The organism is Longispora urticae (assembly GCF_053902585.1).
This window is the reverse complement of record NZ_JAQZSH010000039.1, coordinates 33,392-54,928: the sequence shown is the minus strand read 5'-3', so window position 1 is coordinate 54,928 and position 21,537 is coordinate 33,392. Positions and strand designations below refer to the sequence as shown.

The window sequence follows — 21,537 nt, the reverse complement described above, 5'->3', positions numbered from 1 at the left end:
CCAACGGAAAGTCCAATTTATAGGTCTATGCGACAGATCCCGATCATCTTCTCCTCGAGGGTCGCGGGCACCTGGCGCACGTCGGCGGGGACCCCGGCGGCGTGCAGTACCGCCTCCACGGTGTCCGGTTCGGCGTCGGCGACCCGCACGCTCCGGCCGGCCAGGGTGACGGCCAGCCCGGCCCGGTGCAGGGCGTCGAACGCGGCCGCCCAGTCGTCGGTCCGGGCCGCGACGGCCGTGGTGCCGGCGACGATGTCGGCCTCCGTACCCGCCGCCACGGCCGCGCCCCGGGCCATCAGCACGAGCCGGTCACACTGCTGGGCCTCCTGCATGTAGTGCGTGGTCACGAGCACGCCGACACCGCGTTCGGCCTCCGCGTGGATGGTGTCCCACAGCCGGGCGCGGGCCAGGCCGTCCACGCCGGAGGTCGGCTCGTCGAGGATCAGCAGCTCCGGGCGGTGCGCGAGGGCGGCGGTGAACGCGAGCTGGCGTTGCAGGCCCAGGCCGATGTCGCCCACCAGGCGGTCGCGGGCCGCGGCGAGGGCGCCGGTGAGGACGGGCTTTGTCTTCTGCCCGTACGCGGCGGTCACGAACGCCAGGTTCTCGGCGACCGTGAGGGTGGCGTAGAGGCCGAGGCCCTGGGCGACGTACCCGAGCCGGGTGCGGGTGGCCCGCGACGGGGCGGCCCCGAACAGCCGGACCCGGCCGCTGGTGGGCGCCGTCAGGCCGAGGATCATCTTGAGCAGGGTGGTCTTGCCGGCCCCGTTGGCGCCGAGCAGGCCGACGATCTCGCCCGGTCCGACGGACATGGAGACGGCGTCGACGGCGGTGAAGGTGCCGAAGCGGCGGGTGGCGGAGTCGACGGTCACGAGGGTCATGACGGGCTCCCCGGGGTGGGGCCCTGGGGCGCGGAGTCGGGGCCCGGAGCCGTGGGCGCCGTCGCGGCCGGCGGGCCCGGGGGGTTCGGCTCCCGGAGCGCGAGGGTCGCGGCGATCACGGCGTCCTCCATGTCGGCGGCCACCGGGGTCTCCCCCGGCAGCGGCGGTCCGGGATGCCAGGCGTGCCAGTGCCGCCCGCGCCGCCAGGCGAGTTCCCGGTCGGGCGGGTCGTCGGTGACGGTGATCGTGCCGGGGGTCGAGGACATCACGTCCTCCGGTGGCCCGGAGCGCAGCACCCGGCCGTTGTCCAGGACGCACACGGTGCCGGCCCGTTCGGCCTCGTCGAGGTACGTGGTGGACAGCACCACGGCCGCCCCGTCTACGGCCGCGCGGGCGATCAGGCGCCACAGTTCGACCCGGCTGACCGGGTCCACGCCGGTGCTGGGCTCGTCGAGGACCAGCAGGCGCGGGGCGTGCAGCATGGCGAGGGTGAAGGCCAGTTTCTGCCGCATGCCGCCCGACAGCTGCCCGGCGATGCGGCCGGTGACCTGTTCCAGGCCGGCGGCGGCGAGCAGGGCCTCGCGGCGGTCGCGGTCGCGGACCCCGTAGGCGGCGGCCACGAAGTCGAGGTTCTCGGCGACGGTGAGTTCGCGCCACACGCCCGTACCCGTCGGCATGAAACCGATCTCGCGCAGCGCCGGGGCGTCGATCCGCCCGGAGGTGGGCCGCACGCCGCCGACGAGGCTGCGCAGCAGGGTGGACTTGCCGGCCCCGTCGCCGCCGACGACGGCGGAGATCTGCCCGGCGGGGGCGGCGAACGTGACCGCGTCGAGGGCCAGGGCGCGCGGGTAGCGCACGGTCAGGTCGGTGGTGCCCCAGGTCATGACGCACCCCCGGTGGCCGCCCCGGTCGACGGCTGGCTCGGGGCCAGGTCGCGGCGGAAGCGCAGCACGGCGGCGGTGAACACGACGACGGCCATGCCGGCGAGGACGACCAGGGGCAGCCACAGGGAGGCCAGGTCGTCGCCGCGCAGCATGACGCCCTGGGACAGTTTCGTGAAGTAGGTCAGGGGCAGCAGGTACCCGATCCAGCGCACGCCCGGGGCCATCGCGTCGAGCGGGAAGATCATGCCCGACAGCAGGATCTGCGGCATCATGATCATGAGGGCGAGCTGGATGGCCTGGCCCTGGTTCTGCGACACGGTGGAGATCAGCACCCCCACGCCGAGCACGACGAACAGGAACAGCCCCGCGCCGAGCCCGAAGGTGAACACCGACCCGGCGAACGGCACCCCGAACAGCAGCCGGCCCAGCAGGGTCACCACGACCAGGTCGAGGGCGGCGAGCAGGTAGTAGGGCACGATCTTGCCGAGGATGACGTCGGACGGCCGGAACGGCATGACGGCGAGCTGTTCGAGGGTGCCGGCCTGCCGTTCGCGGACCAGGCCGATGGCGGTGACGATCGTCCCGATGAAGGTCAGGATCAGCCCCACCAGCGCCGGGACCATCACCCAGGAGGTCTTGAGGTCCGGGTTGTAGAGAACCTCGACCTTCAGGGGGGTACGCGCCAGCGCGGCTTTCGCGGCCTGCGCCCCGAACAGGTTGGACCCGTCCACGAGGGCGACGGCGGTGTCCCCGCCGGTGACGAGCACGACGTCGGCGCGGTCGGTCCGCAGCCGGTCGCGGGCCTCGGCGTCCCCGGCCGCCGGGTCGACCCGGCCGACCTCGAAGGGGGCGCGCAGCGCGGCGGCGGCCTGGGTGGCGCCGGGGCCGACGACGTCGGTGGTCAGGGTCGACACGTTGAAGCTGGCCGCGTATCCGAAGACCACGAGCAGGAGCAGGGGTAGCACGATCAGCATGGCCATGGTGCGCCGGTCCCGGCGCAGCTCCAGGAACTCTTTGAAGATCATCGCCCACATGGCGGACTCCGTATCGGCTCATCATCAAGTGTTGAAGATGGCCCGAGCGTAGCATCCGTAGGCGTGACGCAACAGATTCCGCAGCGCGCGCGGCGTTCCGAGGGGGACGACACCCGCGAGCAGATCCTGGCCGCCGCCCGCCGCGAGTTCTCCGACCGCGGGTACGCCAAGACGACGATGCGGGGTATCGCCTCCTCCGCCGGGGTCGACGCGGCGCTCGTGCACTACTACTTCGGCAACAAGGACAAACTGTTCGCCGCCGCCGTGGACCTGCCCGCCGTACCCGGCGAGGTGCTCCGGCACGTGCTCGACGGCGATCCGGAACAGACGGCGGCGCGGATGCTGCGGACCGCGCTGGGTGTGTGGGACGCGGAGGCGGCGTCCGGGGGCGGCCGGCTCACGGCGCTGCTGAGGTCCCTCGCCGACGATCACGGGCCGGCGACGATGCTGCGGGAGTACCTGACGAACCAGTTGTTCGCCCGGATCACCACGCACCTGGGCAGTGACCGGCCGCAGCTGCGGGCCGCGTTGTGCTTCTCGCAGGCGGTGGGGCTGATCCTGACCCGGTACGTGGTGCGGGCCGAGCCGGTGGCCAGCGCGGACCGGGAGTTCCTGGTGGAGTGCTACGCGCCCACGATGCAGCGGTACCTGACCGGAGAGCTGCCGGCGTAGGGGCCCCGTGGACCCCGCCGACGCCTGTCCGGCCGGCTATCCGCGTTCCGGATCCGGCGCGGCGGCCGGTTCGGCTCTCGTGTGCAGGACCTCGCGGGCCTGCTGCGCGGCGCGGGCGATGCTCTCGCTGACGAAGTCGAGGAAGCGGGCGATGTTCTCCATCCGGGCGCCGGCCGGGGTGGCGGGGCCCAGGACGCCCACGCCCTGCCGGGCGGTCTGCACCAGATGCGCGGTGGCGCGGGCGCTGGCCATCATCGACTGGTACCAGACGTCGTCGTCCACGACGTAGCGGTCGCGGCGCCGGTCGTCGCGTTCCCGGCGGACGAGGCTCTGGCTCTCCAGGAACGCGATGGCCTTGGAGACCGACGCCGGGCTGACCCCCAGGTGGTCGACGAGCTCGGCGGCGGTGCGGCTGCCGGAGTCGGCGAGGGTGAGGCAGGTCAGCACCCGGGCCATCATCGTGGGCATGCCCGAGGACATCATGACCGTGGTGAACACCTCCTCGAACTCGCGCACCGCCTCGGGGTCGCGCCCGTGGACCCTCGGGGTCGCGCCCGGCTCCCGGGGCGTGACCTGTCGGCGCCGGTGGGCGCGGCGCTCGGTGGCGCGGTGGGCCACATCGGCCCGGTAGGCGGTGGGGCCGCCGTTGCGCAGCACCTCACGCGTGACGGTGGACGTCGGGCGGTCGACCCGCCGGGCGATCTCCGCGTAGGCGAGGCCGTCGGCCAGCCCCAGCGCGATCTGCTGGCGGTCCTGTTGGGTGAGCCTGCCTCCCGGCATCACGACCTCCTCCGCGTCCGTCGACGCCCCGAGGGTAGCCCCCAGATCAAGCCCATTGCCATCGACGGGTACCGGCCGTTGCGCTGACTGTGAACCGTGCGCGACCCAAGATGCCTGTGAACTGGGAAAATGTGAGCCCGGCGCGGTGAATTGATTTACGGATCACTGAAGGATGCGTGGCGTTTCCCATGTTCGAAACCCCGATGCTCCGGGGTGCGCCGCGTACCCGTCGACGGGTGGGTCAGTGCACCGTCCGGTAGTGGGTGGTGAGGTGGCCGTCGTCGAGGACGTGGAACGCGATCCCCGGCGGGTCCTCGAAGGAGAGGTGGCCGCGGCCCTCCCATTCCAGCATCAGGGTCGACACGACGCCGGGGCCGACGAGCAGGGGCAGGCCCGCGAAGGTACTCGCGGCGGCGGTGTGCGCGTGGCCGCACAGGACGGCGACGACGTGCGGGTGGCGGCGCAGGACCCGTTCGAAGCCGTCGGGTTCGGTGAGCAGCAGCGTGTCGAGGATCGGGTTGTACATCCGGACCGGCGGGTGGTGCAGGGCCACGAACACCGGGCCGGGGGCGGCGGCGAGGGTGGCGTCGAGCCAGTCGAGGGTGCCCGGGGCGAGGCGGCCGTCGTCGCGGCCGGGGATGGTCGAGTCGCACAGGACGAAGGTGACCCCGCCGACGGTGCGGACCTGGTTGATCGGCGCGACGTCGGACCCGGTGGCGTCGGGTCCCGCGCCGGGAGCGTGGTCGAGGAGTCCCTTGCGGAACGCGGCCCGCTCGTCGTGGTTGCCCGGCAGCACCAGGACGGGCACGGGCGCGGTGAACAGGTCGGCGGCCTCGGCGTACTCCCCCGGCGCGCCGTGGTCGGCGATGTCCCCGGTGACGAGGATCGCGTCGAGGGGCAGGTCCCGCAGGTAGGCCATGACGGCGGCCGTGCGCGCCGAGGCCCGGGGCTCCCCGTCGAGGTGGGTGTCGCTGACGTGGGCGAACACGAAAGGCATGGTCACGATCATGCCACGGCACACGGCCCGTGATCATGGAGGAGCACCTGGTCGCCGAGTGGGACGACGCCTCCGGGGCACCGGAGCACGTCGCGCGGGCCATCGGGTGGCGCGGCCCAGGTGACCGGGCCGCGCCACCCCCCGTGCGCTACGCCCCCACGTACTCCGCGAGGTGCTGTCCGGTGAGGGTGGACCGGTCGGCGACGAGGTCCGCCGGCGTACCCTCGAAGACGATCTTTCCGCCGTCGTGGCCGGCCCCGGGCCCGAGGTCGATGATCCAGTCGGCGCGGGCCATCACCGCGAGGTGGTGTTCGATGACGATGACGGACTTGCCGGAGTCCACGAGCCGGTCGAGGAGCCCGAGGAGCTGTTCGACGTCGGCGAGGTGCAGGCCGGTCGTGGGCTCGTCCAGGACGTAGACGCCGCCCTTCTCGGCCATGTGGATCGCCAGCTTGAGCCGCTGCCGCTCGCCGCCGGACAGGGTGGTGAGGGGCTGGCCGAGGCTGAGGTACCCGAGGCCGACGTCGGCCATCCGGGTGAGGATGGCGTGCGCGGCCTTCGTCTTCGCCTCACCGGTGGCGAAGAACTCCCCCGCCTCGGTGACGGACATGGCCAGGACCTCGCTGATGTTCCTGCCCCCGAGCTTGTACTCCAGGACGGCGGCCTGGAACCGCTTGCCCTCGCACTCCTCGCAGACGGTGGCGACGCCGGCCATCATCGCCAGGTCGGTGTAGATGACGCCGTTGCCGTTGCAGTTCGGGCACGCGCCGGCCGAGTTGGAGCTGAACAGGGCCGGCTTGACGCCGTTGGCCTTCGCGAACGCGGCCCGGATCGGGTCCAGCAGGCCGCTGTAGGTGGCGGGGTTGCTGCGCCGGGAGCCCCGGATGGCGGCCTGGTCGACCGACACCACGCCGGCGCCCTTGGGGATCGAGCCGTGGATGAGGGAGCTCTTGCCGGACCCGGCGACGCCCGTCACGACGCACAGCACGCCCAGGGGGACGTCGACGCTCACGCCGCGCAGGTTGTGCCGGGTCGCGTCGCGGATCGCGAGCACGTCGGTCGCGGTGCGGGGCTCCGCCTTGAGGACGGCCCGGTAGTCGAGGTGCCGGCCGGTGAGGGAGTCGCTGGCGCGCAGTTCGGCGACCGTGCCCTCGAAGCAGATCGTGCCGCCCCTGCTGCCCGCACCGGGGCCCAGGTCGACGACGTGGTCGGCGATGGCGATCGTCTCCGGCTTGTGTTCCACGACGAGCACCGTGTTGCCCTTGTCGCGCAGCCGCAGCAGCAGGCCGTTCATCCGCTGGATGTCGTGCGGGTGCAGGCCCACGGTGGGTTCGTCGAAGATGTAGGACACGTCGGTGAGGCTGGAGCCGAGGTGCCGAATCATCTTGGTGCGCTGTGCCTCGCCGCCGGACAGGGTGCCGGACGGGCGGTCGAGGCTCAGGTAGCCCAGGCCGATCTCCACGAACGAGTCGAGGGTCTGGCGCAGGGTCACCAGCAGCGGCGCGACCGTCGGGTCGTCGATGGCGCGGACCCAGTCGGCGAGGTCGCTGATCTGCATAGCGCACGCCTCGGCGATGTTGACGCCGTCGATCCGGGAGTCCAGGGCGGCCTTGTTGAGCCGGGTGCCGCCGCACGCCGGGCAGGCGGCGAACGTGACGGCGCGGTCGACGAAGGCGCGGATGTGCGGCTGGAGCGCCTCCTTGTCCTTCTGCAGGAACGACTTCTGCACCCGGGGCACGAGCCCCTCGTACGTCATGTTGATGTTCTCGACCTTGACCTTGACCGGCTCCTTGTACAGGAAGTCGTCGAGCTCCCGCTCGGTGTACTCCCGGATCGGCTTGTCGGGGTCCATGAACCCGGAGGCGGTGAAGATCCGCACCTGCCAGCCGTCGACGTTGTACCCGGGGATCGTGATCGCCCCGTCGGCGAGGGACTTGTCCCGGTCGAACAGCTCGTCGAGGTCGATGTCGGCGGTGCTGCCCATGCCCTCGCAGTCCGGGCAGGCGCCGGCGGGCAGGTTGAAGCTGTAGTGGAACGACGGGCCGGCGCTCGGCGTGCCGAGGCGGCTGAACACGATCCGCAGCATGGCGTTCGCGTCGGTGGCGGTGCCGACCGTGGAGCGGGAGTTGGTGCCCATCCGCTCCTGGTCGACGATGATGGCGGTGGTCAGGCCTTCGAGGAGGTCGACGTCGGGCCGGCCCAGGCTGGGCATGAAGCCCTGCACGAAGGCGCTGTAGGTCTCGTTGATGAGGCGCTGGGACTCGGCGGCGATCGTGCCGAACACCAGGGAGCTCTTGCCGGAACCCGACACCCCGGTGAAGACGGTGAGCCGGCGTTTCGGGATGGCCAGGCTCACGTCCCGCAGGTTGTTCTCGCGGGCTCCGTGGACGCGGATGAGGTCGTGACTGTCAGCGGCATGCACCGGGCCACGATAGCCGGGGCCTCCGACATTTTCCTGATCTTTACTTCCAGGATAAAACACCCGGACGGGTACTGTCCCCGCAGCCGCATCCCTGATCAGGGGCCCTGTGGGATGCTGGTCGGGTGCTGTTGGAGGACCTCGTGCGGCTGCGTCGGGCGCGCGACCGGATGGACCGCGACTACGCCGGGCCGCTCGACGTCCCGGCCCTGGCGCGCGCCGCGCTGATGTCGCCGGGCCACTTCTCCCGCAGTTTCCGCGCCGCCTACGGGGAGACGCCCTACAGCTACCTGATGACCCGCCGGATCGAGCGGGCCAAGGCGCTGCTGCGGCGCGGAGACCTGACGGTGACGGAGGTCTGCTTCGCGGTGGGGTGTACGTCGCTGGGGTCGTTCAGTTCCCGGTTCACGGAGCTGGTCGGCGAGCCCCCGAGCGCGTACCGGGCCCGGGCCCACGACGCCGGGGAGGCCATCCCGGCGTGCGTCGCCAAGATTTCGACCCGGCCGATCAGGAACGGAGAAGCGAAGCCCGCCGACCGCCGGTAGCGTGCGAAACATGGACATCAACGTGACGCAGTGTTTCATCGCCGTCGACGACCACGACAAGGCGCTGACCTTCTACCGGGACGCCCTGGGCCTGCAGGTGCGCAACGACGTCGGGTTCGAGGGGATGCGGTGGGTGACCGTCGGGTCGCCGACGCAGCCGGATCTGGACATCGTCCTGGAATCGCCCATCGGGGACCCGAACGCCTCCGACGCCGACAAGGAGGCCGCGGCGGTGCTGCTGGCCAAGGGCCTGCTGCGCGGGGTGATCTTCCGGACCGACGACGTGGACGCGACGTTCGAGCGGATCCGGGCGGCCGGCGGGGAGGTGCTGCAGGAGCCGATGGACCAGCCGTACGGGGTGCGCGACTGCGCGTTCCGGGATCCGGCGGGCAACATGCTGCGGTTCAACCAGCCGCGCAAGGGCTGAACACGGGGGGCGCCGGAGCCCCGATTATATTTGTCAACCATGACAAACTCCGAGGGCACGGCGCGGCGCATCACCTATTACGGCGAGGCCGTCCTGCACAAGCCCTGCCAGACCGTGACCGTGTTCGACGCCGAGCTCAAGGCCCTGATCGAGGACATGTTCGCCAGTATGTACGAGGCGAACGGCGTGGGCCTGGCGGCCAACCAGATCGGCGTGGACGCCCGCGTGTTCGTCGTCGACTGCCCGGACGCGTCGGAGGAGCACGTCGTCGCGCACATCGTCAACCCCGTCCTGGAGCTGCCCCCGCCGCCGCGCGAGCTGGTCACGGAGGGCGAGGGCTGCCTGTCCGTCCCGGGGCAGTACGCGGAACTGGGCCGCCCCGGCGTGGCGACGGTCACGGGTTTCGACATGGACGGCAAGCCGGTCACGATCGTCGGTACGGGCCTGCTCGCCCGGTGCCTGCAGCACGAGGTGGACCACCTCGACGGCACGCTGTACGTGGACCGGCTGCCGGCCGCGCAGCGCAAGGAGATCCTCGTCGCCGCCGGTCTGGGCAACTAGCGTGCCGTTGATCCTGGGCATCGAGACGTCGTGCGACGAGACGGGCGCGGGCCTGGTCCGCGACGGGGTGCTCCTGGGTGACGCCCTGGCCTCCAGCGTCGACGAGCATGCCCGGTTCGGTGGGGTGGTGCCGGAGATCGCGGCCCGCGCGCACCTGGAGTCGGTCCGGCCCATGGTGCAGCGCGCGGTGGAGGCGGCGGGGGTGAGCTTCGCCGACATCGACGCGGTGGCGGTGACGGCCGGCCCGGGGCTGGCGACGGCGGTGCAGGTGGGCCTGGCGGCGGGCAAGGCGTACGCGTTGGCGCTGGGGGTGCCCCTCTACGGGGTGCACCACCTGGCCGGGCACGCCGCGGTCGACGTCCTGGAACACGGGCCGCTGCCGGCTCGGTGCGTGGCGCTGATCGTGTCCGGTGGGCACACGTCGATCCTGCTGCTGGGTGACCTGGCGCGCGATCCGATCGTGCACCTCGGGGACACCGTCGACGACGCGGCCGGGGAGGCGTTCGACAAGGTGGCCCGGCTGCTGGGCCTGCCGTACCCGGGTGGTCCGGTCATCGACCGCATCGCCCGCGACGGGAACCCGAAGGCGATCGACTTCCCGCGGCCGATGACGGGGCCGAAGGATCCGCCGTACGGGTTCTCCTTCTCCGGGCTCAAGACGGCCGTGGCGCGCTGGGTGGAACGGCACGAGGGTCCGCTGCCGGTGGCCGATGTGGCGGCCAGTTTCCAGGAGGCGGTCGCCGACACGCTGACCCGCAAGGCGCTGCGGGCCTGCGCCGAGCACGGTGCGGACACGTTGCTGCTGGTCGGCGGGGTGGCGGCCAACAGCCGGGTCCGGTCACTCGCGGAGGAGCGGTGCCAGGCGGCGGGGGTGACGTTGCGGGTGCCGTCGATCCGGCTGTGCACCGACAACGGGGCCATGATCGCCGCCGTCGGGGACCTGGTGGTCCGGGCCGGCGCGCCCGCCGCCGACCTGTCGTTGGGGGCGCAGCCGTCCGCGGTGCTCACCGGGGCCCTGGTCACCGGGCCGTGGCGCTGATCTCCTGGTAGTCGGAGGCGGCGACGAAGCCGAGACGTTCGTAGAGGCCGATGGCGGAGACGTTGTCGGCCTTCACGTTGAGCCCGATGTGGTCGACGGTCTTCAGCAGCCGTGCGCACAGCGCGGACACGGCGACGGCCGCCAGGCCCTGGCCGCGCAGTTCGGGCAGGGTGGTGACGTTGCCCAGGGCCGCGACCCGCCGGGCCGGGGAGTGCACGTGCAGGCCGGCGACGGCGACGAGCCTGCCCGCCCGGCGGATCCCCACGTAGTCGCCGCCGTCGAGCATCCGGGCGTCGAAGGTGTTGCCCGGGTACGCCCGGTCGTAGAGTTCCCGCAGCTCCCCCAGGTCCGCCGGCGTCAGCACCACGGTCGGCTCGCCGGTGACGGGCGTGAAGTTCACCAGGGCCATCTTGCGGTGTACGCCGTGGTCGGTGACCTCGTACTCCTTGGCCAGGATGTGCTGCGCGCCGCCCGTGACGTGCGCGTAGAGGCGGCGCGGCAGGACGGGGAGCAGGTGTGTGACGAGGGAGCGCAGTTCCTCGTCGCGGTCGGGGCGGCTGAGCGCCAGCAGGATCGGCCCGAACTCCGCCCCCGTGTACACCAGCGCCGTACACTGCCCGCCCCTGAGCCGGTACCAGGTGGTGTAGGGCCAGAAGAAGTCGTCGAGATCGCCCAGCTCGTAGGCGTGCAGGGCCGCGTCGGCGGAAAAACGGGTGCCCAGGTCCTCACGGTCGTGCACAGTCGTCAACAGCATTGGATCATCCTGACGCATGCCTTCATTCCCGCTAGTCTGGGTGTGACTCACGGAGAGGGGCGGACTGTGACTGTTGCCGACCGGCTGCTGCGCATGTTCACGCTACTGCTGGGAGAGGGACCGCCGTTGCGGGTCCGCGGGTGGGACGGTTCGACCGCCGGCCCCCCGGACGCACCCGTCGTCGACATCCGGTCCCGGCAGGCCATCCGAAGACTCGTCCACGAACCCAACCAGCTCGGCCTGGGCCGCGCCTACGTCGCCGGCGAACTCGACGTCGAGGGCGACGTCTACGAGGTCCTCGACACCCTGTCGGTCATCGCCGGCCGGCAGGTCGGGACCCTCGACAAGGCCCAGCTCCTCAAGGAGGCCACCCTCCTGGGCGCGATCGGCAAGGAACCGGCCCCGCCGCCGGAGGAGATCCACCTCGCCGGCGCCAAGCACAGCCGCGACCGCGACCGCGCCGCCATCAGCTCCCACTACGACGTCGGCAACGAGTTCTACCGGCTCCTGCTGGGCCCGTCGATGGTGTACTCGTGCGCCTACTGGGCCGGCCCCGACGCCACCCTCGAGGAGGCCCAGCGCGACAAGCTCCAGCTGATCTGCAAGAAGTTGGAGCTGGGCCCCGACTCCCGGCTCCTCGACGTCGGCTGCGGCTGGGGCTCGCTGGCCCTGCACGCCGCCCGCGAACACGGCACCCGCGTCGTCGGCGTGACCCTGTCCGTCGAACAGCTCGAACTGGCCCGGGCCCGCGCCGCCGAGGCCGGCCTCACCGACCGGGTCGAGTTCCGCCTCCAGGACTACCGCGACGTCACCGACGGCCCGTTCGACGCCATCTCCAGCGTCGGCATGGCCGAACACGTCGGCGACGAGATGTACACCGAGTACTGCGAACACCTCTTCGAACTCCTGCGCCCGGGCGGTCGGCTCCTCAACCACCAGATCTCCCGCAACCCGAGCCACCCGCCCAGCGACCCGTCGTTCATCGCCTCGTTCGTGTTCCCCGACGGGGACCTGGCCCCCATCGGCACCACCGTCGGCCTGATCGAGAACGCCGGCTTCGAGGTCCGCGACACCGAGGCGCTCCGCGAGCACTACACCACCACCCTGCGCGCCTGGTCGGCCAACCTGGAGGCCGGCTGGGACCGGGCCGTCAAGCTCACCAGCGAGGGCCGCGCCCGGGTCTGGCGGCTGTACATGGCCGCCACCGCCCTGTCGTTCCGGTACGGCCAGATCGGCGTCCACCAGGTCGTCGCCGTCCGACCCGCCGCCGGTGGGTTCAGCGGCATGCCCGCCACGCGCAGGGCCTGGCTTGGGTGACATCGTGCTCCTCCGCCACGGCGAGACCGACTGGTCCCTCGCCGGGCGGCACACGTCGACGACGGACCTGCCGTTGACGGCGCGCGGCGAGGACCAGGCGGCGCTCGTCCGCCCGGCCCTCGCCGCGCGCGCGTTCGTCGCGGTGTGGGTGTCCCCGCGGCTGCGGGCCCGGCGCAGCGCCGAACTCGCCGGGCTCACCCCCACCGCCGTGGACCCGGACCTCGCCGAATGGGACTACGGCGACTACGAGGGCGTCACCACCGCCGACATCCGCCTCGGGCGCCCCGGCTGGGACCTGTGGCGGGACGGCTGCCCCGGCGGGGAGTCCCCGAAGGAGGTGGGAGCCCGCCTCGACCGGGTCCTGGGCCGGGCCCGTCCGCTCCTGGAACGGGGGGATGTCGCGTTCGTCGCGCACGGGCACAGCCTGCGGGTGTGCGGGGCGCGGTGGATCGACCTGCCGCCGGCGGGGGGCGCGTCGCTGCGGCTGGACACGTCGACGCTGTCGGTGCTGGGGTACGAGAGGGACACGCCGGTGCTGCTGCGGTGGAACGCGCCGGTGGGCTGAGGGCGGACCCGTCGAGGTCCCGGGGCGCCGCGGACCGCAGTACCCGTCAAGGTCCGGGGTTTGCCCGGGTCAGGTGTCGAGGCCCGCCACGATCCGGTCGACGATCTCATCCGGGGTGCCCTCGATCGGCACCACCAGCGGATCCTCGTCCGCGCCGGGCTCCTCGAGGTCCGCGAACTGGCTGGCCAGCAGCTTGTCCGGGAAGAAGTGGCCGTGCCGGGCCAGCAGGCGCCCCGCGATCAGCTCCCGGTCCCCGCGCAGGTACACCAGCCGCACGTCCGGCCGGCCGGCGCGCAGCAGGTCCCGGTAGGAGCGTTTCAGCGCCGAGCACGTCACCACCGCCGGTTCCCCGGCCGCGCGGCGCTCGTCCATCCACGCCGCGATGGCCTCCAGCCACGGCCACCGGTCGGCGTCCGTCAGCGGCTCCCCCGCGGCCATCTTCTCCACGTTGGCCGCCGGGTGGAAGTCGTCGGCCTCCGCGTACCGCCAGCGCAGCCGGCCCGCGAGCATCGCGCCCACCGTCGTCTTCCCGCTCCCGGACACGCCCATTACCAGCAACAACGTCTCGTCACCCATCCGTCCACCCTAGCCGGCGGCCGTTACCGGGGAGTTCGGCGGAAAAAGTCGTAGCCCCCGGCGAGGATGGGGGCATGGCTGACACCACCGCGCCGGGCGCCCCGAACTGGGCCGACCTCGGCAGCACCGACGTCCCCGGCGCCATCGCGTTCTACTCCGGCCTGTTCGGCTGGACGGCGCAGGACATGGGCCCCGAAGCCGGCGGGTACCACCTGCTGCGCCTCGACGGGAAGCAGGTCGCGGGCCTCGGCCCCGCGACCGACCCGGCGCGCGGCACCTCCTGGGCGGTGTATTTCACCACCGACGACGCCGACGCCACCGCCGCGGCGGTCACCTCCGGCGGCGGCACGGTCGTCGTCGCCCCGATGGACGTCATGGACCTGGGCCGGATGGCCGTGTTCACCGACCCCGCCGGCGCCTACTTCTCCGCCTGGCAGCCCGGGCGGCACACCGGCTGGGAGAGCGCCGGCGAACCGGGCAGTGTCTGCTGGAGCGAGCTGCTGTCCTCCGACCTCGACAAGGTCAAACCCTTCTATCCGGGGGTACTGGGGGTGACCGTCCGCGACCTCGACGGCGATCCGCCGTACACGCTCCTCGAACAGGACGGCCTGGCCGTGGCCGGCGCGATGACCAGCCCCGACGGCGACTCCCGCTGGGGCGTGTACTTCTTCGTGGACGACTGCGACGCCGCCGCCGACCGGGCCGTCTCCCTCGGCGCCACCGAGCTGTACCGCCAGGACTCCCCTGCCGGGCGGATGGCGGGGCTCGTCGACCCGCAGGGCGGGATGTTCTCCGTGATCAGGGCCGACCCGGACTACCGGCCGTAGCGGCGGGCGGGGTCTTCGCCGACCTGTGGCCGCACGTTCCCGGGGCTGCCGGGACTCCCCGTGGGGCCGGGGGAGTCCCGGCTCTGCGCCCGGCACTTCGCGAATTCGATTGCGGCGGGATCGATACTGAACCGGTGAGCGACCCCTACGCCGACCTGCTGACCCGCGCCGAGGCCGACCCGGACGTGCTCGGCATCGTGCTGACCGGGTCCCGGGCCCGCGACGGCATGGCCACCGGGCACTCCGACACGGACGTCATCATCGTCGTCGCCGAGTACGGCGGCGCCTGGACGGAAACCACCCGCACCCCAGCCCTCGACACGATCCCGACCTCGCTGGCGGACCTGGCCGACGTCTCCGACCGGTGGGGCCGCTACGCCTACCGCGGTGCCCGGGTGCTCCTGGACCGCCTGGACGGCCGGGTCGCCGCCCAGGTGAACGCCCAGGCCACGTTGACCCCCGCGGAGACCGACGCCTGGGTCCGTGAGGAGCTCGACGGGTACGTCAACTTCATCTACCGCGCCGCCAAGAACCGCCGCGACGGCCGGCCCGACCTGGCCCGCCTGGAGGAGATCGAAGCGGCGTCCTGGTTCGGCTGGACCCTGTTCGCCCTCCACGGCCGGGTCCGCCCGTACAACAAGTACCTGCGCTGGGAACTCGAGACCCATCCCCTGCCGCCGCCCTGGACGGCCGACCACGTGATCGCCGGCCTGACCTCTCAGCCCTCGACGCTGTTCGCCGACCTGGAGCGGGTGGTGCGCGCCGGGGGCTACGGCGACGTACTCGACTCGTGGGGGTCCGAACTGGATCTGCTGCGCTGACGCTGCGGCCCGCCGTCACTTCAGGGCGCGGGCTTCAGCCGGCCGTCGCGTCCAGGGCGAGGGCGAGGGTGGTGTTCGGGTCGAAGTCGTGCGCGGCGAGGTGGGCGTAGGTCAGTTCGTGGTCGGGTCGCCAGAGCCTGCCCTGGTCGGCGTCGTGGGGGAACATGACGAACCGCTTGGCCGACAGCCTGGCCCTGATCCGGGAACGGGGCAGGGTGAAGCCCAACGTGTCCCCGCTGCTGTTGCCGGCCTGGCCGGAGGGGACGCCGACCGTGTCCGCGCCCATCCGGTGCAGGAACACGGCCAGCTGGAACCCGGAACTGTAGGTCCACGCGTCGATCAGCACCGTGACCCGCGGTGACCACGCGGCGGACAGGTCACCGCGGGTCAGCTCGGCGGCGAAGGTCGGCGAGTAGTCCTCGAGCCTGAACGTCTCCACCAGCTCGCCGGCCCGCCAGGCGTTCTCCTCCCGGAAGTCATAGCCCCCGGCGGCCCACACCTCGGCCGGGACGTCGGTGACCATGGCCGGGTAGTGCTCGGCGAACAGCGCCGAGTAGCGGGTCAGGCCGTGTCCGAGGTCGACGCGCCGGGTGCGTTCCAGGCCGTAGAGGAAGTGGCCGAGGATGAACGCCAGGGCCACGCCCCCGCCGCCGTTGCCGCGCAGGTCCACGATCAGCCGGCCGGCCCGGGCCGCCCTGGCGGCCAGGACGAGTTCGCGGAGCAGTTCGGTGGCGGAGGTGGCGTCCAGGTGCCCGCCGATCGGCTCGTCGGCGAACGCCTCCATCATCTCCCGGTACTCCCGGTAGCCGACGAGATCGGCCACCCGCAGGTAGACCGTGTCGGCGGACAGGAAGCCCCAGCCCAGACCAGAGGCGTCCGCCGGCGGGACCTCCAGGGCGCTCGGCGGGGCGATCCACTCCGGGTCCCCGTCCGTGGCGGTCGTCTCGACCGTGACGTCGGCGCCGTCGGCGGCCCGCACCACCAGCTCCAGGCCGTCGGACGGGCCCGCCAGGTCCGCGGCCAGGTCCGGGTCACCCAGCGCCCGGGCCACGCCGGTCAGCTCGTGCGACCTGTTCTCACAACCCCTGATCCGGGTGTACTGCGCCCGCAGTTCGGCCACGGATCGGCCGTTGACGGTCACGAGGCGGCCGCCCAGCAGGCCCCGGTGCCCGGCGGCCCCGACCCTGGCCACGTACAACACGTCCTCGACGACGTCCCAGCCCACCGGGTACCGGCGCGGTCCGGTGACCGGCTCGTCCAGCTTCGTGTGACCGTCCCGCACGGCGGCGAGCACCGGGCGCAGCAGACGGCGGAACTGCGACTCCGGCAGGCCGGCCGCCGGGATCGCCGCCACGCACTCGGCGACCGCGGCGTAGAACGCCTGCATCCCCTCGGGGTACGGGTGCGGATGGGCGTCGCGCAGCTGCCGCGCCAACACGTCCAGATCTTCCAGCGCCGCCGACGCGTCCAGGAACATGGTCCACACTGTATCGACAGGCGCGAAGATCCACAGCCCCGCGCGGGACCGCGCGCGGGACGCCGGTGGCGCCGCCCGGGATCGCCGGCCGTGCGTCAGGCCGCTCGTTCGAACCAGTCGAGCGCGAGGTCGGCGACCGTGTCCGGGGCGTCGTCGGTGAGGAAGTGCGCCGCGTCGTCGACGTAGGCGAACTCGACGCGGTCGGCGTACCGCTCCGGGGCGCGGCAGACGCGGCCCATGAGTTCCTCGCTCCAGGGGCGGTCGCGGCGGCCGAACACCACGAGGGTCGGCACGGTGAGGCGCCGCCGGCGGTAGACGCCGCGCGTCATGCGCATGGCCTCGGGCAGGATCATGCCGCGCGTGAGGGGTCGCACCGCGCCGTCGATGTCGGGCCGGACCATCGGGGCGAGGTGGGCTTCGACGGTTTCCGGGGACATCGGGCGGGCGACGTAGGCCTCGGAGAAGATGCCGCGCAGCGAGGCGCCGGGGCGGTGCCAGATGAACCGGGGCAGGTGCCGGAAACCCGGGGCGAGTCTCGGGCTCAACGTGAAGAAGCCCGGCGGCACGGACAGCTGCACCGCCGTTCGGACCCGCCCGGGGTGCTCGTACGTCAGCTGCATCGCGGTGATGGCGCCCATGTCGTGGGAGACGATGTGGGCCCGCTCGATGTGCAGGGCGTCGAGGAGGGCGAGCAGGTCGCGGAGCCGGGTCTCGCGTTCGACGCGCGGGTCGTCGGCCACGGTCCAGCCGGCCCCGCGCAGGTCGGGGCAGAGGACCCGGTAGCCGCCCGCGGCGATGACCGGGGCCACCGCGTGCCACTGCCACCAGTGTTCGGGGAATCCGTGCAGCAGCACGACCGGGTCGCCCTCGCCGATGGCGGCGACGTGGGTGCGCAGGCCGGGCGTCTCGACGACGAGGTGGTCGAATCCGGGGGCCTCCGGGAGCGGCGGCGACCAGGTCGAGGCGTCGATGGAACGGGTGCTGTGGGGCTCGGGCGTGGGCATGGCGCCCCCTTCCAGCGAAGGACTACTACGTTCATAGTATCCCTCGCGGAGGGTTCGCGCGCGTCACGGACGACCTGCGGCCGCGGCTCGCGCGTGGTCAGCAAACGGTTACTCACACTGGCTACTCACCAGGACTTTTCGACGCAAGGTGTACCACGCCCCATGTCGATGTATTCCCTCTCCGAGCTGCACAGATACCGAACGCTGACCTCCGGAGTCTTGTGTGATGGCTGCCACTTGTCTACGTTGCGAGAGAGTAACCGGTTTCTATCCTCAGGGAGTGTCAGCGATGGGGTTCTCTCGACGTAGCTTTCTGGTCGCCATCGGGGGAACAACGGCGGCGGCAGCCGTGACCGGGTTCCCCGGCTCCCCCGCGTGGGCGGCCGCCGACGAGTACGACACCCTGCGCCAGCGCTGGGCGGCCCTCCTGGTCGGGACCGGCTACGACCCGGCGGTCGAGCCTTTCGCCACCCAGCTGTCCCTGCAGGCCCAGTCGGCCGCGACGTTCCGCGCCGACATGGCCCCGCAGGGCGCGTCCTCGCTGTGGCCGGACCTGCCGTTCGGCTCGTCCGCGGCGAACGTGACCTCCTGCTACTCCCGGCTGGCCACCATGACCCGGGCGTGGGCGATGCCGGGCACTGCGCTGACCGGGGACGCCGGGCTGCGCGCGGACATCCTGACCGGACTCGACCACATGGGCACCCACGTGTACGCCGCCGGCAGGACCCGGTACGGCAACTGGTGGGACTGGGAGATCGGCTCACCGCAGCTCCTGCTGGGCATGATGTGCCTGCTGTACGACCACCTGAGCGGCGCGCAGGTCTCCGCGTGGCTGGCGGCGGTGGACCACAACATCCCGGACACCCGCTACGCCAGCTACTCGGGCACCTCCACCGGCGCGAACCGCGTGGACCTGTGCCTGAGTACCGCGCTGCGGGGCGTCCTGGGGAGGAACGCCACCAAGATCTCCCTCGCCCGCGACGCGCTCTCCCCCGTGTTCCCGTACGTCACCACGGGCGACGGGTTCTACGCGGACGGATCGTTCGTCCAGCACACGACGATCCCCTACGCCGGTACCTACGGCGCGGTGCTGTTGAACGCCCTGGCCGGGCTGTTCGCGCTGCTGGGCGGCTCGACCTGGGCGGTCACCGACCCGAAACGGCAGAACATCCTCGACACCGTCGAGAAGTCCTTCGCACCGTTCCTGTTCAACGGGCTCGTCATGGACGGGGTCAGCGGCCGGGGCATCAGCCGCGGCATCGGCGCCCTCGACCCGCTCGGACTCCAGCACGACGACCACCGTCGGGGCCACGGCATCATCAACGCGATTCTCCTGCTCGGCGAGGGCGCCTCCGCCACGGAACGGGCCCGGTGGCGGGGCCTGGCCAAGGGCTGGTTCCAGCGCGACTACTGGAGCCCGCCGCTGTCGGACATGTCGCTGCTGGTCCCGGCCCTGGCCCGCGTCAAGACGCTGCTGGACGACACCTCCGTGACCCCGGTCGCCGAACCGGTGGCCAGCCGGATCTTCGGCGGCATGGACCGCGTCACGCACCGGCGGCCCGGATGGGCGCTGTCGATCAGCATGTGCTCGACCCGCACCGGCTTCTACGAACACGGCAACGGGGAGAACGTCCGGGGCTGGCACACCAACAGCGGCATGACCTACGTCTGGGGCGCCACGGCCGGCAACGGCCAGTTCAGCGACGCCTTCTGGCCCACCGTCGACCCGTACCGCCTCCCCGGCACCACGGTGTCCCGCAAGCCGCTGGCGGACGCGGCCGGCCCGGCCTGGGGCACGCTCAGGCCCACCAACCCGTGGGCCGGCGGGGCCACCGACGGCGAGTTCTCCGTGGCGGGGCAGGCGGGCCAGGGCATCCAGTCCACCCTGCAGTCCCGCAAGACCTGGATCTGCGTGGACGACACCGTGGTGTGCCTGGGCGCGGGGATCACCTCCACCGACGGGTACACCGTGGAGTCGACCGTGGACAACAGGAACCTCGGCGCCGGTACCGGGACCCAGACCTTCCTGGTCAACGGCACCGCGAAGGTGCCGACCGTCGGGTCGAGCGGAACCTTCGCCGCGACGACCTGGGCCCACAACCCGTTCTCCGGGTACGTCTTCCCGGGTGGCGCGACGCTCAGGGCGGTGCGGGAGAACCGGACCGGGTCCTGGCACGACATCAACGGCTTCAGCTCCACCACGGCCCTGAGCCGCAAGTACCTGACCCTGTGGATCGACCACGGGAACAACCCCACCAACAGCACCTACGCCTACCAGCTGCTGCCGTTCGCGACCAGCGCGGCGACCCAGGCGCGCGCCGCCGACCCGGGCTGGATGACGATCCTCAACAACACCCGCTGGCAGCAGGCGGTCCAGATCCCCTCGAAGGGGGTGACGGCGGTCAACTACTGGTCGGTGCCGCTCGGTCCGATCGGCGGCGTCCTGGTCGACCAGCCGTGCGCGGTCCTGGTCCGGGTCACCGGGACCACCGCCACCGTGTGCCTGGCCGACCCGCAACAGAACGTCGCCGAGGTCACCCTCACCTGGAGCAGGGCGGTCTCCGCGGTGACCAGCAAGGACCCGACGGTGACCGTGGTGTCGACCGGGTCCTCGCTCGTGCTCAGGGTCACCACGGCGGGCAGTGCCGGGCGGACCCACAAGGCGACGGTGACACTGGCCTGACGCGCACGCCGGCGGCCCGCAGCTGCGCCCCGGACCGGCCGGCCGAAGCGGAGCACCTCGCTGCCCCGCGCCCCGGGCCGGGCTTCGACCACGGGCGCGCGCGGGCCGCAGAAAATGTCGTACCCCCCGCGTAGCGTCAACCTCGACAACCGATGCTTTCCCTACAGCGGAGGTCACTGTGCCCGTGTCCGAAACCCTGTCCACTGAGACCGCGACCAACCCCGCCAACAACGGCGAGGTGTGGACCGAGCACCACCACGCAGAACTCGTCGCCGAACTGCGCACCGGCGCGTCCCTCGACCAGATCGCCGTCGACCTCGGCCGGTCCGTGACCGCCGTCGAGGCCCAGCTCAAGCAGCTCACCCCACTGCACCTCGACATCCGACGCACCGCCGCCGCCGAGGAATGGCTCCGCGAACGCCTCGCCGACGAACCCGACTACGACTGGCGCAGCGTCATCCTCAACCGGTACGCGGCCGAAGGCCGCCAGTACTGGACCGTCGGCGACGACGACGTCCTCCGCGACGGCTGGCAACGCCGCACCCCCCTGCCCCGCCTCGCCCTCGCCGTCCGCGCCTCCGAGATGCTCGTCGCCCGCCGCCTCGTCACCCTGCACCTCGCCGACGACCTCATCACCGTCGTCGACCAGCTCGGCTGCGCCCCCGGCGGCAGCGTCGAGGCCCGCTACCGCATCGCCCGCGACGACCGCGCCGTCACCCTGCACACCCTCGTCGTCGACACCCCGCGGGGCTGGCACGTGTCCGTGCACGGCAGCGTCGAAGAGGCCCGCGCCACCCTCAACCGCGTCGACCCCGACCGCCGCCTCCCCTGGCGGATCGCCTCCCGCACCCCCGGCGGCGGCGTCGACGGCCCCGTCCTCGGCCCCGGCATGTCCGCCGGCCAGCTCCCCGGCGGCCGCCGCCCCGGACCCGACGAGCGCTACCCCGTCGCCCCCGGCACCCTGCGCAACTACATCTGCGCCGACTGCGCCCAACCCGTGCACTTCTCCGCCGACCACGGCTGGACCCACCACCAGCCCGGCCGCGGCGAACAGGTCTACTGCCCCCACTTCGACACCGGCCCGGAAAAGGTCCTCGCCGTCGAACTCGCCCCCACCGGCCCCGGCGACCTCAGCCCCAGCCTCCGCATCATCGGCGCCCAGAACCTGCGCCACTGACCCACCACGGCCGCGGGGCCGGTCCGCGACGACCAGCCCCGCGGACCCGACCCACGGGCTGAACGAGCCCGGGAACACCGTGCCGGGCGGGGAGTCTACG

General features: G+C 72.4%; 21 protein-coding genes. 11 read left to right on the top strand and 10 right to left on the bottom strand.

Going from position 1 to position 21,537, the window contains the following annotated elements:
- Positions 1 to 17: 17 nt before the first annotated feature.
- The 3 genes from PT931_RS26550 to PT931_RS26540 are packed head-to-tail and all read right to left on the bottom strand — an operon-like array spanning position 18 to position 2,796.
- A complete protein-coding gene (locus PT931_RS26550) occupies positions 18 to 878 on the bottom strand; it encodes an ABC transporter ATP-binding protein (protein ID WP_456248426.1) in 861 nt (286 codons plus the stop codon).
- Positions 875 to 1,762 carry an ABC transporter ATP-binding protein gene (locus PT931_RS26545; RefSeq protein ID WP_456248425.1) on the bottom strand — a complete coding sequence of 296 codons (888 nt, stop codon included), beginning with the start codon at positions 1,760 to 1,762 and terminating at the stop codon, positions 875 to 877. Before PT931_RS26545 ends, PT931_RS26550 begins: the two co-directional genes overlap by 4 nt.
- Positions 1,759 to 2,796: an ABC transporter permease gene (locus tag PT931_RS26540; RefSeq protein ID WP_456248424.1), complete on the bottom strand. Its 1,038-nt coding sequence runs from the start codon at positions 2,794 to 2,796 to the stop codon at positions 1,759 to 1,761. Before PT931_RS26540 ends, PT931_RS26545 begins: the two co-directional genes overlap by 4 nt.
- Positions 2,797 to 2,859: 63 nt before the next feature.
- Between PT931_RS26540 and PT931_RS26535 the strand changes: the two genes are divergently transcribed.
- Positions 2,860 to 3,468, top strand: coding sequence for a TetR/AcrR family transcriptional regulator (locus tag PT931_RS26535; protein ID WP_456248423.1), 609 nt, complete (start codon positions 2,860 to 2,862; stop codon positions 3,466 to 3,468).
- A 36-nt stretch (positions 3,469 to 3,504) separates the two neighbouring features.
- On the opposite strand, the gene PT931_RS26530 is transcribed toward PT931_RS26535, so the two are convergent.
- From PT931_RS26530 to PT931_RS26520, 3 genes are all read right to left on the bottom strand, one after another.
- Positions 3,505 to 4,248, bottom strand: coding sequence for a helix-turn-helix domain-containing protein (locus tag PT931_RS26530; RefSeq protein WP_456248422.1), 744 nt, complete (start codon positions 4,246 to 4,248; stop codon positions 3,505 to 3,507).
- A gap of 241 nt (positions 4,249 to 4,489) precedes the next feature.
- Entirely contained in the window at positions 4,490 to 5,245 is a 756-nt protein-coding gene (locus PT931_RS26525; protein ID WP_456248421.1) for a metallophosphoesterase, read from the bottom strand.
- Positions 5,246 to 5,393: 148 nt separating this feature from the next.
- Positions 5,394 to 7,667 carry an ATP-binding cassette domain-containing protein gene (locus tag PT931_RS26520; protein WP_456248420.1) on the bottom strand — a complete coding sequence of 758 codons (2,274 nt, stop codon included), beginning with the start codon at positions 7,665 to 7,667 and terminating at the stop codon, positions 5,394 to 5,396.
- 122 nt (positions 7,668 to 7,789) lie between these two features.
- On the opposite strand from PT931_RS26520, the gene PT931_RS26515 reads away from it, so the two are divergent.
- From PT931_RS26515 to tsaD, 4 genes are read left to right on the top strand one after another with little or no spacing between them, the layout of a single operon-like run.
- Complete coding sequence (locus PT931_RS26515) at positions 7,790 to 8,209, top strand: helix-turn-helix transcriptional regulator (protein ID WP_456248419.1); 420 nt, start codon at positions 7,790 to 7,792, stop codon at positions 8,207 to 8,209.
- Positions 8,210 to 8,219: 10 nt separating this feature from the next.
- On the top strand, positions 8,220 to 8,636 hold the full coding sequence (locus PT931_RS26510; RefSeq protein ID WP_456248418.1) for a VOC family protein: 417 nt from the start codon (positions 8,220 to 8,222) through the stop codon (positions 8,634 to 8,636).
- Positions 8,637 to 8,675: 39 nt separating this feature from the next.
- Positions 8,676 to 9,197, top strand: a complete 522-nt coding sequence (gene def, locus PT931_RS26505; RefSeq protein ID WP_456248417.1) for a peptide deformylase — start codon at positions 8,676 to 8,678, stop codon at positions 9,195 to 9,197.
- A 1-nt stretch (position 9,198) separates the two neighbouring features.
- Positions 9,199 to 10,236: a tRNA (adenosine(37)-N6)-threonylcarbamoyltransferase complex transferase subunit TsaD gene (gene tsaD, locus PT931_RS26500; protein WP_456248416.1), complete on the top strand. Its 1,038-nt coding sequence runs from the start codon at positions 9,199 to 9,201 to the stop codon at positions 10,234 to 10,236.
- On the opposite strand, the gene PT931_RS26495 is transcribed toward tsaD, so the two are convergent.
- Positions 10,217 to 10,990 (bottom strand): GNAT family N-acetyltransferase, encoded by a 774-nt coding sequence (locus PT931_RS26495; protein ID WP_456248415.1) that lies wholly within the window; start codon positions 10,988 to 10,990, stop codon positions 10,217 to 10,219. The two genes, tsaD and PT931_RS26495, sit on opposite strands and share 20 nt — an antisense overlap.
- 66 nt (positions 10,991 to 11,056) lie before the next feature.
- Here PT931_RS26495 and PT931_RS26490 point away from each other — a divergent pair, with 66 nt between their 5' ends.
- Positions 11,057 to 12,307: a class I SAM-dependent methyltransferase gene (locus tag PT931_RS26490; protein ID WP_456248414.1), complete on the top strand. Its 1,251-nt coding sequence runs from the start codon at positions 11,057 to 11,059 to the stop codon at positions 12,305 to 12,307.
- Positions 12,300 to 12,872: a histidine phosphatase family protein gene (locus PT931_RS26485; protein WP_456248413.1), complete on the top strand. Its 573-nt coding sequence runs from the start codon at positions 12,300 to 12,302 to the stop codon at positions 12,870 to 12,872. Before PT931_RS26490 ends, PT931_RS26485 begins: the two co-directional genes overlap by 8 nt.
- Before the next feature lie 69 nt (positions 12,873 to 12,941).
- Here the strand turns inward: PT931_RS26485 and PT931_RS26480 are convergent, their stop codons facing one another.
- The gene (locus tag PT931_RS26480) at positions 12,942 to 13,448 is read right to left on the bottom strand and encodes a gluconokinase (protein ID WP_456248412.1); all 507 of its coding nucleotides are present in this window, start codon (positions 13,446 to 13,448) and stop codon (positions 12,942 to 12,944) included.
- Positions 13,449 to 13,522: 74 nt separating this feature from the next.
- Between PT931_RS26480 and PT931_RS26475 the strand changes: the two genes are divergently transcribed.
- Positions 13,523 to 14,275, top strand: a complete 753-nt coding sequence (locus PT931_RS26475) for a VOC family protein (protein WP_456248411.1) — start codon at positions 13,523 to 13,525, stop codon at positions 14,273 to 14,275.
- A 134-nt stretch (positions 14,276 to 14,409) separates the two neighbouring features.
- Positions 14,410 to 15,096, top strand: coding sequence for a hypothetical protein (locus PT931_RS26470; protein WP_456248410.1), 687 nt, complete (start codon positions 14,410 to 14,412; stop codon positions 15,094 to 15,096).
- Positions 15,097 to 15,130: 34 nt separating this feature from the next.
- Here the strand turns inward: PT931_RS26470 and PT931_RS26465 are convergent, their stop codons facing one another.
- Together PT931_RS26465 and PT931_RS26460 are read right to left on the bottom strand one after the other, a co-directional pair.
- On the bottom strand, positions 15,131 to 16,573 hold the full coding sequence (locus tag PT931_RS26465; protein ID WP_456248409.1) for a S41 family peptidase: 1,443 nt from the start codon (positions 16,571 to 16,573) through the stop codon (positions 15,131 to 15,133).
- Positions 16,574 to 16,668: 95 nt separating this feature from the next.
- Positions 16,669 to 17,577, bottom strand: coding sequence for an alpha/beta fold hydrolase (locus PT931_RS26460; protein WP_456248408.1), 909 nt, complete (start codon positions 17,575 to 17,577; stop codon positions 16,669 to 16,671).
- A 289-nt stretch (positions 17,578 to 17,866) separates the two neighbouring features.
- On the opposite strand from PT931_RS26460, the gene PT931_RS26455 reads away from it, so the two are divergent.
- Both PT931_RS26455 and PT931_RS26450 read left to right on the top strand, forming a co-directional pair.
- On the top strand, positions 17,867 to 20,260 hold the full coding sequence (locus PT931_RS26455; protein ID WP_456248407.1) for a polysaccharide lyase 8 family protein: 2,394 nt from the start codon (positions 17,867 to 17,869) through the stop codon (positions 20,258 to 20,260).
- A gap of 178 nt (positions 20,261 to 20,438) precedes the next feature.
- A complete protein-coding gene (locus tag PT931_RS26450) occupies positions 20,439 to 21,437 on the top strand; it encodes a hypothetical protein (protein WP_363722376.1) in 999 nt (332 codons plus the stop codon).
- The last annotated feature ends 100 nt before the right edge of the window (positions 21,438 to 21,537 follow it).